The following is a 13,421-nucleotide window of genomic DNA, read 5'->3' as shown; positions in this document are numbered from 1 at the left end:
CTGGCTTACAAGGCGGAGCATGTCGTCGACCTGCAAACCGATCTGGTGCTGGCGGCCGAAGTTTATCATGCCGATCAGTCCGATTCGCAAACGCTGGTCGACAGCGTGGTCGCCGCGCAGACGCATCTGAACGAAGCGACGTTGGCAGCGAACATCGAAGAAGTCGCCGCCGACAAAGGTTATCACGCGGCGGAGACATTGGAGCTCGCTCAGTCGCTCGGCCTGCGAACTTACGTCGCCGAACCGAAACGCCCGCGGCGCTTGCGTTGGCATGACAAACGGGCGGAGCTTCAGCAAGCAGTTTACGCCAATCGTCGGCGAGCAGGTCGCAGCAAAGCAAAACGTCTGCAGCGGAAGCGTAGCGAACTGATCGAACGAACGTTCGCGCACACGTGCGAGACCGGGGGCGGGCGAAGAAGTTGGCTGCGAGGGATCGAGAAGGTGCGAAAACGTTGGACAATCCAAGCCGCCGCCCGCAACCTGGGCCTGATCTTGCGCACGGTCTTCGGAATCGGCACGGCACGCAGCCTGCAAGACCTTCAAAACCTTCTTTCGGCCCTCTATCTTGCCCTGATTCTTGTTGAGAGAAGTCTGCAAAGCCTAGTTCAGGTTGAACGATTCCAATCAGCGACACCGAGTCGGCAGCGATGCTGCAGGTAGTGAATCGCCATCGTGGAGAATCGATGGCTTTTTCAACGGGCTGCTAGGGTGGACGCACTTTGCTAGCGCCCTGTCTTGCTGCGTGACAATTGTCGCAGCTTAATCTAGCTTCGTAGGTTGCGTTTGCTTTTCAAAGAGGCCTGTGAAACATGATGGATTCGATTGCTGGTGACCTTTAGAAATAGTGTACTTTGAAGAGTTATGGAGATGATCTTGTTCAAGATGGGGAGAACATCAAACTGAGTCCATTTAAGCTCTACGTCAACAGTCTCGCACATGGACCTGTCCGGCTCGGGTACCTGGAAAAGGAAGAAGCATTGCTTCGCCTCAAGAGGATTACTGGTGATGATTTTGGTGATGATGTCGATCAGTGGAGGGATTGGGGTAGGGCTAACCCTGAGATAGCAGAAGGCAAGGCAACATGGGCAGCTCAACAGCAGGACCAATCCGACGCTAGTCAATAGGCTCGCTTCTGCATCACAATCTTCACAGACGGTGCCGGTTTGAATGGTTGCAGCTTAACCAATGGAGCAGGGTCACGCTTTGGCTCGCTTTACATAACGGCTCAGCGGAACGTGGCTGCCGGACGCTCCCAACAGGTCCAAGCACTCAGACGTGCTGTTGGGTATAGTGATACGGTACGTTAAGCGCATGAAGAGGGAAGCTCGACGTTTCATCACGCAACACGTAAAATCGTTATCCGGCAACATGCGTTCTATGAGCCGGGCGGAGTCAAGTCCGTATTCTTGCACGAAGTCGGACACGCTCGTTTGCCGTACTGGACACCCGAATATGAGGTCGACCTCGAGGCTGTTCGAATCGCTGAGGAAGTATTTGGACATAGCGATGATATTGTCCTCCCATTCGTAAACTAGGCAAAGGGAAGGTATGTTTAATATTCTTAAAGGTTGGTTTACGCGTTCTAAAGGTATATTTAAGATTCCTAACAGTTTCATGGTGCCCGAACCAATTCAACAGAGGCTGCGAAGTCTTTTTGCTGCAGTGGAGTCGACAAAGGAATTTCACCATTTCAAAAAGAAGCGGTGGACAGTGGATCGAGCGGAACTCGTATCCAATGCGGCCGTGCATGCGGAGTATGTTAAAGCCGCACAGGCTCATCGAAGGGAATGGGGGACGGGCTTGCAGGACGCAATTTCCGGTGTCACGGAATTGGCCGTCTTTGGTGTCTGTGTTCACAGCCGCGAAGGGCTTGAGCACCACCCCGATCATGTCCTGGGGCCGCATTTCACATTTTTTGTCGACGCCAAAACGTCCACCACGTTGTTTGTGATTGAGTCAACGGTGTCACGCTGATGCGTAGCGCTGGCGATTCGAGGTACTCGCCCTGGCCATCATCGCGAGGACGAAGAAACGGAGACACCCTTGTCATCCAAGGCCCGGCGACCACCTTGCTCACAGTGCGGCAACGTAGCCCACTCTCGATTGTCGGTTACACTTCGCTCTACCCATCTCGCATGGCCGCCCCCAATCCTAGGCGACTGTACTGCACTTGAACGATCGCAGCTTGATCAGTTGAGCAGGCTGCAATTGCTAGAACACCGCCATGCCTGATGTACGCCGGCCCAGAATTCATCGGCGCCGGCGCGATCTACGGCTACGCAGCGGAAGGGACCGCTTCCAGTAGTCTGCACTGGGCCATGCTGGGTACAATGGAAGGTGGCGCCGCTGGAGAATTAGCACGCAGAACGCTTCCTGTTCGACGTGGTTTGCTTTCGCCTACCCCAAGGGGGTTCGGCGTCTTCGGCCGGATTAGCTCATTGCCGGAGGGGCCAGAAAGTGCAATTTTGCGAGAGCTCTACCTTAGTCAAGTAACCTCTCGCTTCAAACTAAATACTCACAATTGCATCAAGAGGGCAACAACGCTTTTTCGCAGCAAGTGGGTTACACCTGCTGACGTCGAATTTGAGCTCATTTAAAAAACTCAATTTCGGGTTGGCGCTTCAAGTGTGCACAAAGTTGACGATGGATTCGTAATCGGCGGGGGAGAGAGCTTCGGCTATCTCAACCGTGCAACGTCGCACCATGAGATGATGCATATTGCCCAATACATCCGCAACCCAAGCATCACCGACACCCGCCCATTTGGGCATATCCACGAAGTTATCCCATCGTTTGTAGGAACGCCTGAACTATACTTCGGGTATACAATAATTCTTGGCGGTGTGTTGTAATTTATATATAGTTTGTCTGACTATGTCGTGCGTCGTGCAATCAATGACTGAGGGGCCATGTGTTCAATCAAACCGAGACTCTTTTCCTGTTTGGCCTGACTACTGCACAGGCCATTCTAATTTCCGAGGTGATCCAACGGTACGCTGGTTGGCCGTTGGTTTTGGCATTTCCCGCTGGTTGTATTCTTGGCTTTTTTTTGTCATCTGTCCAGTTAACGGTTTTCTATCAACTGTTCAAAGGAAACGATGAATAAACTTCGATGATTGCCGACTGTAACTGGGTTGGCCAGCGATGGGAAGCGGAGCCCCTTGTTGCTCCTTCCTTGGGAGGCAACATTCTTCATCCTGCCTGCCGCAGTTGGAAGGATCGGGCCATACGTTTGTTCAACGAGGGATTGGTCAAATGAGCTGGCAAACAGAAAACGACTTCGACGCAGAGAGTACCTGCATCCTGAAAATAACAGAGCATTTCCTGACGGAAGACTTCCGGCACTCGGAAAGTGCTTCCTCTGATATGATCGCCGAGTATTTTCGCAGATTCGATATCCCCTATGTCGAGAATTTCATTGCTCATGAGCTATCGTGGAAGTTGGCCAAGAGAATCCATTACACGATTGGCCTTGGCGGAGACCGTCGACTTTTCCCCACCTGGGTAGTTGAGAATAAAATGACACGCACACCAGCTAATGCCCTTGAATACATGAGAAAGCATTATTGGGAAAAATATCCCAATTTCGACTGAAATGGGCCGACTGGACTGTTCAACGCCGTGCCATGTTATTGAGGACGGCGCTACTAATGAAACAGTCCCGTAGGGTGCGTCTCGACGCACCAGAATTTGCTGAACCGTTTTGTCGAAGCCAACCGCGTGGCAACGCAATACACCGGCAGCTGGCACTGGCTGCCAAGGAAACCTCTCGGTGAGCCACGGTGCCTCTGGCCTGTGTCTGGGAAGCGGGAACATGCCCAACTAGGCATTCAGAGTCAGACTGGTTTTGCTGCTCTGGAATCAGAGCCCAAGTATCTTCTAGCAACCGTGGACTTCAGAGAAGCAAAACGACATCCAAACCCGGGCAAGATGCCCGGTGCACACAGAGAGGATTCAATGACCAGTGCCACCCGCCGCAAGCTTCTAGGAATCGAAACTGTAGCCAGGCCCGGGCGAGAAGCCCGGTTTCAGCAGGTGTGAGGTAGAACTATCTGACCATTGCTTTGCCAGAGCATCTTCTTCGGCTAGGGCCTGGTTAAGTTGGTTTGATCACGCGCCGGTGTGGCACGGGCCTCTGGCCCGTGCCTGGGAAGCTGAGGGCTATTCAACAAAAAGCTAACGCTTATTCCAGCCACGGGCCTACTTTGCCAGGGCGGGATCGTTCAGGTCGATAAAATCACGCACGTTCAAGTAGTAACCGACGCCTCCTGCGATGCCTTGATAGCTGACGACTAGGAAGCTGCAGTTCTTAAGCTGGTCGGAATCGGCGGAGAACGAGACGGTGGTGATTTCTTCTGATTGGCCATGTTTCACGGGACGGGGCTCTAGCTTGGCCGAGACCAGGTGCTTGCCCTGTTCGTTTTTCATGTGAAGTTCAGCGTACGTGAATTTCTTTAGCCATCCTTCCTTTTTGAATTCGAGCCAGACCAAGATACCTGCGTCCCCGTTTTTGCGGGCATGCATCGTAATGCCGTACTTCTTTTGAGCTTGCTCTTGATTGAGTGTGCCGACGCTGATCATCGCATAGGCCGAACTCGCGCCATACGCAAGCAGGAAAAACGCAGCCAGAAAGATCGGCAACCACACACGGCAACGGGCCTTCCGCGCGGCGGGGACGTTGAAGGATTTCATTCTGACTGTCTCCGAAGGAGAATGGGGCATCCAGGAGTACTCAAGATGTGAACGAGCAGTCTTGCGATCTATGCTTGACGCTACCTGAAATGGGGCCGTCTCGCAACCTTGAACTTTTTCTAGCAGGAAGACAATTGAAAAGTGGAATGCTCTGTGACTGCTGCATTTCACGTAGGTGCAATAAAGGGGAAAAAAATCCGCAGCAACACACTCGGCACCTGGACCAGAATCGAAGGAAGGCCGCGCGGGCGACTCCAAGGGACCGTCAACGAAAATTTTCCATAAGAGAATCGCGCGAAATCAACATCGTGGTGCATCATGCCAAGTCTCGCATTCAACAGGCTGCTAAGGCAATTGATCGATACACGCGATCAACGCGCCCATAAGAAACGTATCGTCATCCGTTTCCCTTTCCAAGAAGTAGTCGACATAAAAGTCTTTCTGCATCAGCTCGGAGATTTGCGAAACGAGCTTGGTGTTCATACCCGTACCCTGTTGATGGTTGAGGCCTCGTAAAACCGACTTAACTAGCAAGAAACGGAGGCCAACCATGCCGCGGATGCAGATCGAATGGAGGCAACTCCTCTCGGCGGCAAGTTCGTCGAGTAATTCGCTGGCCAGCGTTTGAGTCGGTGGAAAAGCGAGCAGTTGAACGATGAAATCAAACAGGCATTCCGCAATCGCTTCCAACTGGCGGTCGTCGGTTGGCTTGAACTGAAGCATCTGGCGGAAGACTTCGCGGAGGCGGGCTTGCATCAGCGGAAACGCACGCTGGATTAACTCGCACTGCGATGCCGAGATCAGCCCCACGAAGAACGCGACCGGTTGGGCCAGGATCGCGGCCAGACGCAAGTCACCGCTGCGCAGTCCGGTTTGAATTGCATCGAGCGATTCCAGCCATACCATTCCAAACGCCGGGTATTGCTGCGGGCCGAATAACGCCTCATCGACCAGAACATAACGGGCACGCAAAGCCTTCTCTGCGGTATCGATGGTCCCGAGATGGGATTGGTTGGAGTGCTGCAGACTGCGATAGCCCACGACTTTCGGACAGTGGCCAGGGCCGGGATCTTGGCCATGTTCCCGGCACGATTGTACGCAGACGCTACCCAGGAAGTGCCGACTGATTCCGTGATATCGGTGATCTCGTTGACATCATTCGAGGTGCGGGTCTGATTCAAATCCCAGGTTCCCTCTCCATTGGCATCTTCCAGGTATTTCTGCCAGTTGTCGGTGGTATCCAACGACCAGCACTCGGCCGGGACTTATTTGAAATCGCGTCGTAGTGGTATAGCTTGTCGAAGGGCTGGCTGAGCGAATTGGCTACCACGTTTTGTCGCCAGGTGCGGTTGCTGGCCCGGTCGTAGCCGTACTTGATGCGGTCGACATCAGCGGAACTGCGGTAGTTGTACCAGCGGTTTTCTTTCACGCGTCCGAAGCGGTCGAGACCGGAGTAGATGTCGCCAGTGTCGGGGTCGTTGGCTCCTGAAGGGGCTGCTGGTGTCAACTTAGTATCAGGCTCGGTGAGATCGATAGCGACAGGGCCTTGGGCATGCCTGGTCGAATGGCGGTTTCATGGTGGCAGGTTTTTATAGAAAGGGACCGGAAAAGAAAAAAGCCTTGGCGTTTTGCCAGGGCTTTTCTTGGTTTGCGATTTGTGACTGGAATTTACCGACGGAGAGTAGTTGGAACGCATGGGGTGATGGCTGTCGTTTGGGTATCCGCAGTGGGAAGACAAAATTACCCCCGTCCTTTTCACGCTCCGTCATTCCCTGATGGGGAGTGGGCAAAAACCAGGAGGTTGGTATCAGGGCCCAACGAGTCCTGCCCCCCTTTTCTTCTCCATGATGTCCTACTTTGCACTGCCTTCTTCACCTGACGGATCTTGCTGTCTCGCATCTTCCATGGGCTTACCGATTTCCTTCAGAACACGAACTTTGAATTGATCAACAGTTGAAGGATTACTTGTGGCAATATCTTCGTTATTCATGTTGACACCCATTTCGGGCACTTTTCCCTCGAAAATCGGGTACACCGAGTTGCCATCGGTAAATCGATACATTCCTGGCTGAATCATTTTGAGGAATAGTACGTAGGTCCGACCTTCCGTCAAGTCATGGCTCAATCCACCAATCCCGCGATTACCACTACCGTGGGCTATCGTCAACGAGCCTTGGCTATCGTAAACGGCAGCGGTTGGTGCATCTTGCCCGTTTTCGACTGGATGCTGTTTCCATACCTCAATTACCTTCACCAACGAGAAGCAGTTCGGCCCTAGGTATTGCCCCAGCGATTCCTCTTGTACCTGCTCGTCATCCTCGGATACCAAGGGTGTCATTCGAATCACTTTGCATACGACGATCGTCGACGATTCGTCCACAAGTTTGTCGAAAGGTAGTGGTATCGGAAAGGATGCCAGCGCGGTAGCCTGCAGGGCGCCACCAATTAGTAACGAAGATAATAAGATGAACAGCTTCATGAAATTTTCCAATTCAATAGAGCAAAGTAACGTAGGGGCGCCTTAACGCACCCTACGAGACTGGCATAGCCATACTGGACTTTGGGAGTCGTGGAAGTGTTCACGGCACCTCTGTGAGCTTGGTAGTCGGTAATCAGTTGGCCGAAATCATTGTAGGCGAGTCAGACCTCGTTAACCACATTTCCGCTACCAACGGTCGAGTGATCGCGAAGAGTCAAGGCTTCTTCGGCTGCGGGGATCTCGGTGGCCAAGGGGCGAACTATTCCGACCGGCCATGCAAAAAGCCCTGGCGTTTGGCCAGCGCTTTTCTTGGGTTTGCGATTTGTGGCTGAAGTTTACAAACTGGGGGACACGCCCGGGGGCAGTGGCTGTCGCTTGGTTATCCCCTGTAGGAAGCTGAAATGCCCTCGTATTTCATTCCTTACAATTTAAATCCATCCAGACGGCCCTCTTGGCCGATTGTCCTTCCGTTCAGCTATAACCCGCTATTGAATTCCTCTGGCATGCCACCAGCCTTGCCAATTAACACACGTCTTGCCTCGTTCCAATACAAACTATATTTGTCCACGTCGCTCGCCTCAGGAGACCAAGCAACAAGCATTCCTTTTTCGTTAAACAAATATCCCGCCGGATATTCTTTTATGGGAAACAAAGGAGAACCTCCAAACACAACCATGTAGCGTTTGCCGCCTACGCTAATATCTATCGATTCGCCTGCTGTTTCATCCCATTCTCGAAACTCCGAAATGGTCTTCAGGTTAGAGGGCACTGCATTGAATCGATCAATCATGGCCTCCCATGAAATCAATGCAATGGACAAGATACTCGCAGCAATGAACATGCATAGTCCTATACTCCAGTGACCTATAACTCTGTGTTTCATCGGCAATGACCCCATGTGAAAGGTGTTAGTGCGGAGTGACAAATACTTGCGTCCCCAAGCCAACGATTCGGTTACAACACGGTCCACAAGTTTCCGTTCGGCGATCGCACCATAAATCACTTTCCCAGCACCACTTCCAGCAGGTACCTAACATTCCTGCCTGCTTTTAGTCGTTTGTTCTTCACGCTGACCTTGGCCGTTTTATTGTACTTCAACAAGCTCAGGATCGTTCGTCTCAGCAGGCTGAAGTTGACGTAGGCGTGTCCTTTCCGAATCCGGCTTCGGTCTTCGCCGAACGTTTCGTCGAGTTGCCAGTGGAGCGAGTTCTCGATGCTCCACTGCCCGCGAACCGCTTCGGCGAAACGTTTGCCGCTGAGATAATTGCTGACGATATTGTAACGCACGTCGCTGGTCTCTTTGCCGTTTTGCTTTACGATTTTGATCGTCATGCCGATTGTCTTCAGCTTCGTCCACTTGCTCGCGTGCGGAATATCGTCCGCCCCACCGCACACAGCGACATCGTCACGATGTTGACCAGCGGATAGGTGACCTTGCGAGTCCGCAGATCGGTCAGATCAGCGAAACACTTTTCTATGGAAATCGGCGATCATGACGACATCACACACATCCCAGCAAAACCGCATCAGGCCGCAACTCCTTCTGTCACAGAGACGCCTGATTGCCATTGCTAAAGCATCGCAGATTACCCATCATGGCGCAAACGCCGTGGATGCCTGATCAATCGGCCAAGCTGCAACCTTGAATTCACTTCCCACGACAAGCAGTTGAACTCTTGAAACGGCCTCCTCCGCCGAATTAGCAAAATCAAATTGAAGTCCATCGAAGTATCCTTGCTGATTTACCATCTTCCATACCCACAACAGAGGACGCAGGGCAGCTTTCTCCCAAGCCGGAGTGTGAAGTAGTTTACGTACCTTCGAATGAGGCAGATCAACTAGAGCACCGTCAGTGAGCACTTTGATCGAATCATCATCTTGGGCTACCAATATAACTATCGTGGGCTCAAATGTAATCTTGATCGCAGTTAGCATTGGCGTACTGTCGTCAGAAACGAACTGCCCCTCGACGTCGGTCAACCGTTCATCAGATGAGCACAAATCTGCAAATAGATCGACTTCTTGCTTCGAATCCATTTTAGTACTTATCTCCCTTTTTCTTGGCCTGCTTAATGATCTTCATAGCGGTCTCAGCAGCTGCGTCTCCTTGTGCGGCTAGATTGGCAATTTCGCCAACAGTCTTCCCTCTTAGGTTATCTCCAGGAGCCTTGCGAACACTTCCAGCATTTCCACCACGATCCAGAATTGCCTGTGCCGCATCGACATCTTTCAAGTCCGCCAAGTTGCCAATTTTTCTTTGCCCCCCGCCCGTAAGCTTTCCCTCTTTCGGGACATCTGCCCCATCCCCCGGAGGACAAGTATTATGAACCAAGGCCCCGAGAGTCGAAACACGGTCATGTTGTAGACACGGTGGACACCTGGAACTTTAGTGAGCGATTGTATCCTTAGCAGGCCATTGGTGCCTTGCAGTTGGTCCCCTTCGCGAAGTTCACAGACCGAGACCCAGCGATCGTCGGTAGCTCGGTAGACTTTGTGAAAGCCGGTCGGGCGAACCGATTCCGTCACGCCTTCTGGGTGACGAGCGTCAGTGCGTAGACGTCACGGTTCAAGTGGTCGACGGTGGTCAGTACCACCCAGCTCGGTTTGGTCTACCCATATGGGTAGTTTATCAAACGCCGCCCGAAACCGTACAAGCTCCTGCAGTCAGCCCGAAAGTCAATCAAAACCCGGGAGGTGACAATGAGTGAGAGATTATGCTCATGCCATTCAGTCCTGACACCTTTTGTTGTTCATCGTCGGCACTAAGTGGGGCCGAAACAGAATGTCAGTACTACAATTTGGCGTCTCCACGGCCGAGGGCGGAATCGGCACTCGGACGTTGGTATTTCGGATCTTCTCATGAGCGTTTTTTGCAGAATAATTTCACGACTCCTGCCCACACAATAATTACTGCCACGAAGAGTATTATTCCGCCACCGAGTATCGCGACTACTTGCAGGGCAGGCGAAAGTTTCAACCGTCCTGTCATATTGATAATTAAGTAAATCGTAATCGCACTTGTGACGTAAATAGAGAGTGCTAGCCAGAATTCACGAATGTCGCCCATTCTGTTCAATCTCCGTCCGTCGATTCAAAAAACCACCAACCTGCAAATACTGTTGCCGGTATCCCCCAAGTTCCACGGGCCGTCCAAAGCTGGGTCGGTTCATGGGGCATTCGCAAAGGGAATTCCGACATAGGTTTGGATTCTTAATCATTTGGCTGACATGGATTAATTCGTGATGAAAAAACTGACGATTTAGGAATGTCCGTGTCGGGCTGCCTCCAAACAGCATTGTGCCATCGTCTAGCATCTTCACGCTGAACCACCCGCACCCAATCCATTTCTTGCGGAACCAGCAATTCCTTCGCCTGATTCCACCGCTTCCTTAATAACATTGTCAACGGAATCTGTCACGGCCTCGACACTTTCTGTGACTGTCTCACCAGCAACTCGGCTACCTACCTCCGATCCCCCGGCGGCAGCTTCCGCAGCTTCGTCCGAGGACCGTAGTAGTTTTGCTGCGGGGCCAGAGAAGTTTGGAGCAAAGCCTGCTGTGAGACCGTTGAGCAACAGGCTACCTCCCGCAATCGCGCTTTCCAATCTGGTTGACTTCGGGTGAAAGAGAGCATAGCCATCCGTTAATTCGCCGACCACCGGGACTATCCCAACTGCCGCGAGCGCAAAGGGACTCTGCACAATACTTTCCGCAGCGGCGTTAAGAGGGCTTCCAGAATAGCCGCCCCCGTTGCCATTGAATGTCACCTTATTCTCGAAGATGAGGTCGTTCAAGTGATCTGCGTTTTCTGACACTTCCTTGAGGGAAGAAATGGTGCCAGGACTGAATTCAGTATTGGATCAAGCAATGCGATCTGGATTATTTGAAGCCGCAAGCGATGATGTGATAAAATGCTGGGACGAATACTACAAAGCCGTTGGTCGGGCCGGAGACGACTCATCGGGGGCGATTGCGGTTCTGCAAAAGCAAGGCTTTGACCTCTGTCCCAGTGAGGCGGCGGAAGAGATATTTGTAAAGAGCATGCGGCTTCGTAGAGTTGATCTAGATGCTCCAACTCAAGTACTGTTTGAAAAAAAATGTAACCACTTAGATTGCTAGGATTAGCAGATGGATACTGTTAATAATCTATACTACTATGTGGCAGGCTTTGTGGTTATGCAGAACAGCGAAGAAACGATTCGCCTCCAAGGTTTTGATTTTTGTGACGATCCGAAAACCCGTTTTCTTGACCGCACTTCTAGGCCGTTGTGGATTATTGACCATGATCTTTCATATCCCGTCAACGGGCGAGTCGTAGAGTATCATCAACAACGCATCGGTTGGAACCTAAGACTTACTGGTCAGCCAATCCGAAAGACGCCTTTTCTGTTAACGTCAGACTCAACCATCCGACACATATACTCTGGGCCTGTATCTATCGATACCGACCAATCCAGCTTCGATTTCACAGACGCATTTGAGCAGCCCGTTCCGTTATGTGGAAGAGAATGGATAGGTGCTGTTCATCGAATTAACGGCCAACTCTCCGTAGATGCATTCTCGCCGTATCGGGAGGTATCAGAAGACCCGCTGGAGGGATTTTGCCCTTGGTGGTCAGAAGATTTCCAAGATCCTGATGGAGTCATCTTTAAGGTTACGATAGGCTCATCGGTGCGGCACCACGACCACAGCAATGACTAATCAAGATCTTAAGATGGCTCGGTGGAACTGCCAAGACATCACTACAAAGTGTTCGATCTATTGATGTCTGCGCCAGCAATCCAATAGGGGCGTCCAACGGAAGCCCTGGAATTCACCGCAATTTGGTTTGCGCCAGGGTGCCATGTTCGCGTCTTCATGAGCATGCAGTGGGATCATGATCATGCTGAGTCTTTTTCGACACTGCCTTACGCCTGGCGAGAAGGACAAGCCTGAATGTAAGTCACATGCTCACGCGGACGTGAGCATGGCACCCGGCGAGCTTTGGTCTACCCATATGGGTAGTTATCATAGGTCGAGCGGAGAAATACGAACCTGCCCCCTTTTCTTCCCCGTGCAGCAACTTCTTCCGGCGTCCGGGCTGCAACTATCGCTTGACGATCTCAAGCGACATTCTTGTTGGGGCAACTAATTCTTACGTCGAAGCCAATCAAACCAATCAATAGTATCGATTTGTTGCGGTGTTTCTCTGTTTGAAAACTCTTTTGAAATGATATGAACTAGGCCCTCCCGCTGTGCATTCTCTGCCTGACCGATAATTGAATCGCAAGTATCATTAAATGATAGTGTAATTCCCGGATTTGGGGCCACGAACAGCCCCAATCGAGTTCCTAAGTTTATCCCGAGACATAAACCAACCACGGTATTGTCTTCAACAGTCTCAATCACCGAAGCCTTGGTGATGTTGAGAGTCTCCCAATCTGAAATCGGGCAAACAACTGAGTTTAGATCAAAAACACCGATCAATTCATCGTTGTCGAATTCAGCCTTGTCAATTTGGTTTACGAGGCTGAGCACGGCGTCGTAGTCATCAGACCCTGACAATCGAAACGCTAAAGCGGTGTCAGTAGCGCCAACGAACAAGCATGAATCGTTTCCGTCCTCAAAACAAATCGCAATAATCGGGGTTTGTCCGCCCCAAACATTCATTTTGCCGGTCGTAGAATCGTCATACTTCCAAGCAATCTGTCTTATGCAGGCAATCGGACTACTGCAAAGTTCAATTATTGCTTCGGCTCTTAATACAGAGGTCGTAGTCATTAGTTCCCTCCCAGCTTTTCTAAAATACGTTCGATTGCCCGTCCATGTGCCCCCGGTGTCTACCTTGAAACAAGCGATTCATCTTTAGCAAACAGGTACAGGTTTCCGCCGTGTTCGTACAAGTCGTATGAACGATGAACGTCGTCCGCGAATCCGACGTGCTTTAGGGTAGCGTTGTCAATTCGTTTTTGACATTCCTGAGCAACGAGTTTTCGGACATTTAGGTCTTTCACAAGCCTGTCGGCAAGGAAGCCAACCGTTATGATGACCGAAGCCGCCCTGAAAGTCCTGACCTACGCCCTCAGGCGTTAGCCAGAAGACGTTTTGGGTGTCCAACAGAGCAAAGGACACTCAAGCTTTGCCACTTAGCAGCCCGTTGAAAAAGCCATCGATTCTCCACGATGGCGATTCACTACCTGCAGCATCGCTGCCGACTCGGTGTCGCTGATTGGAATCGTTCAACCTGAACTAGGCTTTGCAGACTTCTCTCA

General features: G+C 51.5%; 14 protein-coding genes and 1 pseudogene. 6 read left to right on the top strand and 9 right to left on the bottom strand.

Annotated elements, in window-relative coordinates; all coding sequences use genetic code 11:
• The 4 genes from DTL42_RS26870 to DTL42_RS19575 all read left to right on the top strand — a co-directional run.
• Positions 1 to 660: transposase (locus tag DTL42_RS26870; RefSeq protein WP_234824277.1), on the top strand; the 660-nt coding region annotated here is incomplete at its 5' end.
• A gap of 191 nt (positions 661 to 851) precedes the next feature.
• Positions 852 to 1,124 (top strand): hypothetical protein, encoded by a 273-nt coding sequence (locus DTL42_RS19600; RefSeq protein WP_114371187.1) that lies wholly within the window; start codon positions 852 to 854, stop codon positions 1,122 to 1,124.
• Between the two features lie 424 nt (positions 1,125 to 1,548).
• Positions 1,549 to 1,974, top strand: coding sequence for a hypothetical protein (locus DTL42_RS19590; protein WP_114371183.1), 426 nt, complete (start codon positions 1,549 to 1,551; stop codon positions 1,972 to 1,974).
• 1,281 nt (positions 1,975 to 3,255) lie between these two features.
• Complete coding sequence (locus tag DTL42_RS19575) at positions 3,256 to 3,594, top strand: hypothetical protein (RefSeq protein ID WP_114371177.1); 339 nt, start codon at positions 3,256 to 3,258, stop codon at positions 3,592 to 3,594.
• Between the two features lie 606 nt (positions 3,595 to 4,200).
• On the opposite strand, the gene DTL42_RS19565 is transcribed toward DTL42_RS19575, so the two are convergent.
• Together DTL42_RS19565 and DTL42_RS19560 are read right to left on the bottom strand one after the other, a co-directional pair.
• The gene (locus DTL42_RS19565) at positions 4,201 to 4,692 is read right to left on the bottom strand and encodes a hypothetical protein (RefSeq protein ID WP_114371173.1); all 492 of its coding nucleotides are present in this window, start codon (positions 4,690 to 4,692) and stop codon (positions 4,201 to 4,203) included.
• A 345-nt stretch (positions 4,693 to 5,037) separates the two neighbouring features.
• A complete protein-coding gene (locus DTL42_RS19560; RefSeq protein WP_114371171.1) occupies positions 5,038 to 5,733 on the bottom strand; it encodes a hypothetical protein in 696 nt (231 codons plus the stop codon).
• Positions 5,734 to 6,138: 405 nt separating this feature from the next.
• On the opposite strand from DTL42_RS19560, the pseudogene DTL42_RS27240 reads away from it, so the two are divergent.
• Positions 6,139 to 6,204: pseudogene (locus tag DTL42_RS27240) on the top strand (hypothetical protein); the annotation flags it as partial.
• A gap of 340 nt (positions 6,205 to 6,544) precedes the next feature.
• Here the strand turns inward: DTL42_RS27240 and DTL42_RS19550 are convergent.
• The 6 genes from DTL42_RS19550 to DTL42_RS19515 all read right to left on the bottom strand — a co-directional run bounded on the left by DTL42_RS19550 (position 6,545) and on the right by DTL42_RS19515 (position 10,964).
• Entirely contained in the window at positions 6,545 to 7,030 is a 486-nt protein-coding gene (locus DTL42_RS19550) for a hypothetical protein (protein WP_147274364.1), read from the bottom strand.
• Positions 7,031 to 7,646: 616 nt separating this feature from the next.
• On the bottom strand, positions 7,647 to 8,012 hold the full coding sequence (locus DTL42_RS19540) for a hypothetical protein (RefSeq protein ID WP_147274363.1): 366 nt from the start codon (positions 8,010 to 8,012) through the stop codon (positions 7,647 to 7,649).
• 158 nt (positions 8,013 to 8,170) lie between these two features.
• Positions 8,171 to 8,566 carry an ISAs1 family transposase gene (locus DTL42_RS19535; protein WP_114371161.1) on the bottom strand — a complete coding sequence of 132 codons (396 nt, stop codon included), beginning with the start codon at positions 8,564 to 8,566 and terminating at the stop codon, positions 8,171 to 8,173.
• A gap of 198 nt (positions 8,567 to 8,764) precedes the next feature.
• Positions 8,765 to 9,208: a DUF6334 family protein gene (locus DTL42_RS19530; protein ID WP_114371159.1), complete on the bottom strand. Its 444-nt coding sequence runs from the start codon at positions 9,206 to 9,208 to the stop codon at positions 8,765 to 8,767.
• Position 9,209: 1 nt separating this feature from the next.
• Positions 9,210 to 9,413 (bottom strand): hypothetical protein, encoded by a 204-nt coding sequence (locus DTL42_RS19525; protein WP_199590185.1) that lies wholly within the window; start codon positions 9,411 to 9,413, stop codon positions 9,210 to 9,212.
• A 1,074-nt stretch (positions 9,414 to 10,487) separates the two neighbouring features.
• A complete protein-coding gene (locus tag DTL42_RS19515) occupies positions 10,488 to 10,964 on the bottom strand; it encodes a hypothetical protein (protein WP_147274362.1) in 477 nt (158 codons plus the stop codon).
• A gap of 334 nt (positions 10,965 to 11,298) precedes the next feature.
• Between DTL42_RS19515 and DTL42_RS19505 the strand changes: the two genes are divergently transcribed.
• A complete protein-coding gene (locus DTL42_RS19505) occupies positions 11,299 to 11,871 on the top strand; it encodes a hypothetical protein (RefSeq protein ID WP_114371149.1) in 573 nt (190 codons plus the stop codon).
• Positions 11,872 to 12,297: 426 nt separating this feature from the next.
• Here the strand turns inward: DTL42_RS19505 and DTL42_RS19500 are convergent, their stop codons facing one another.
• The gene (locus tag DTL42_RS19500; protein ID WP_114371147.1) at positions 12,298 to 12,930 is read right to left on the bottom strand and encodes a hypothetical protein; all 633 of its coding nucleotides are present in this window, start codon (positions 12,928 to 12,930) and stop codon (positions 12,298 to 12,300) included.
• Positions 12,931 to 13,421 lie beyond the last annotated feature (491 nt).

It is taken from the genome of Bremerella cremea, from assembly GCF_003335505.1.
GTDB lineage: Bacteria > Planctomycetota > Planctomycetia > Pirellulales > Pirellulaceae > Bremerella > Bremerella cremea_A.
Note: the sequence above shows the minus strand (reverse complement) of the source record. Positions and strands in the feature narration are given on the sequence as shown.

Bases quoted from the DNA above. Each gene is read 5' to 3' on its own strand.
- DTL42_RS19590 (WP_114371183.1), top strand. From the start codon at position 1,549: ATGTTTAATATTCTTAAAGGTTGGTTTACGCGTTCTAAAGGTATATTT.
- DTL42_RS19575 (WP_114371177.1), top strand. From the start codon at position 3,256: ATGAGCTGGCAAACAGAAAACGACTTCGACGCAGAGAGTACCTGCATC.
- DTL42_RS19565 (WP_114371173.1), bottom strand. From the start codon at position 4,692: ATGAAATCCTTCAACGTCCCCGCCGCGCGGAAGGCCCGTTGCCGTGTG.
- DTL42_RS19550 (WP_147274364.1), bottom strand. From the start codon at position 7,030: ATGACACCCTTGGTATCCGAGGATGACGAGCAGGTACAAGAGGAATCG.
- DTL42_RS19540 (WP_147274363.1), bottom strand. From the start codon at position 8,012: ATGTTCATTGCTGCGAGTATCTTGTCCATTGCATTGATTTCATGGGAG.
- DTL42_RS19530 (WP_114371159.1), bottom strand. From the start codon at position 9,208: ATGGATTCGAAGCAAGAAGTCGATCTATTTGCAGATTTGTGCTCATCT.
- DTL42_RS19505 (WP_114371149.1), top strand. From the start codon at position 11,299: ATGGATACTGTTAATAATCTATACTACTATGTGGCAGGCTTTGTGGTT.
- DTL42_RS19500 (WP_114371147.1), bottom strand. From the start codon at position 12,930: ATGACTACGACCTCTGTATTAAGAGCCGAAGCAATAATTGAACTTTGC.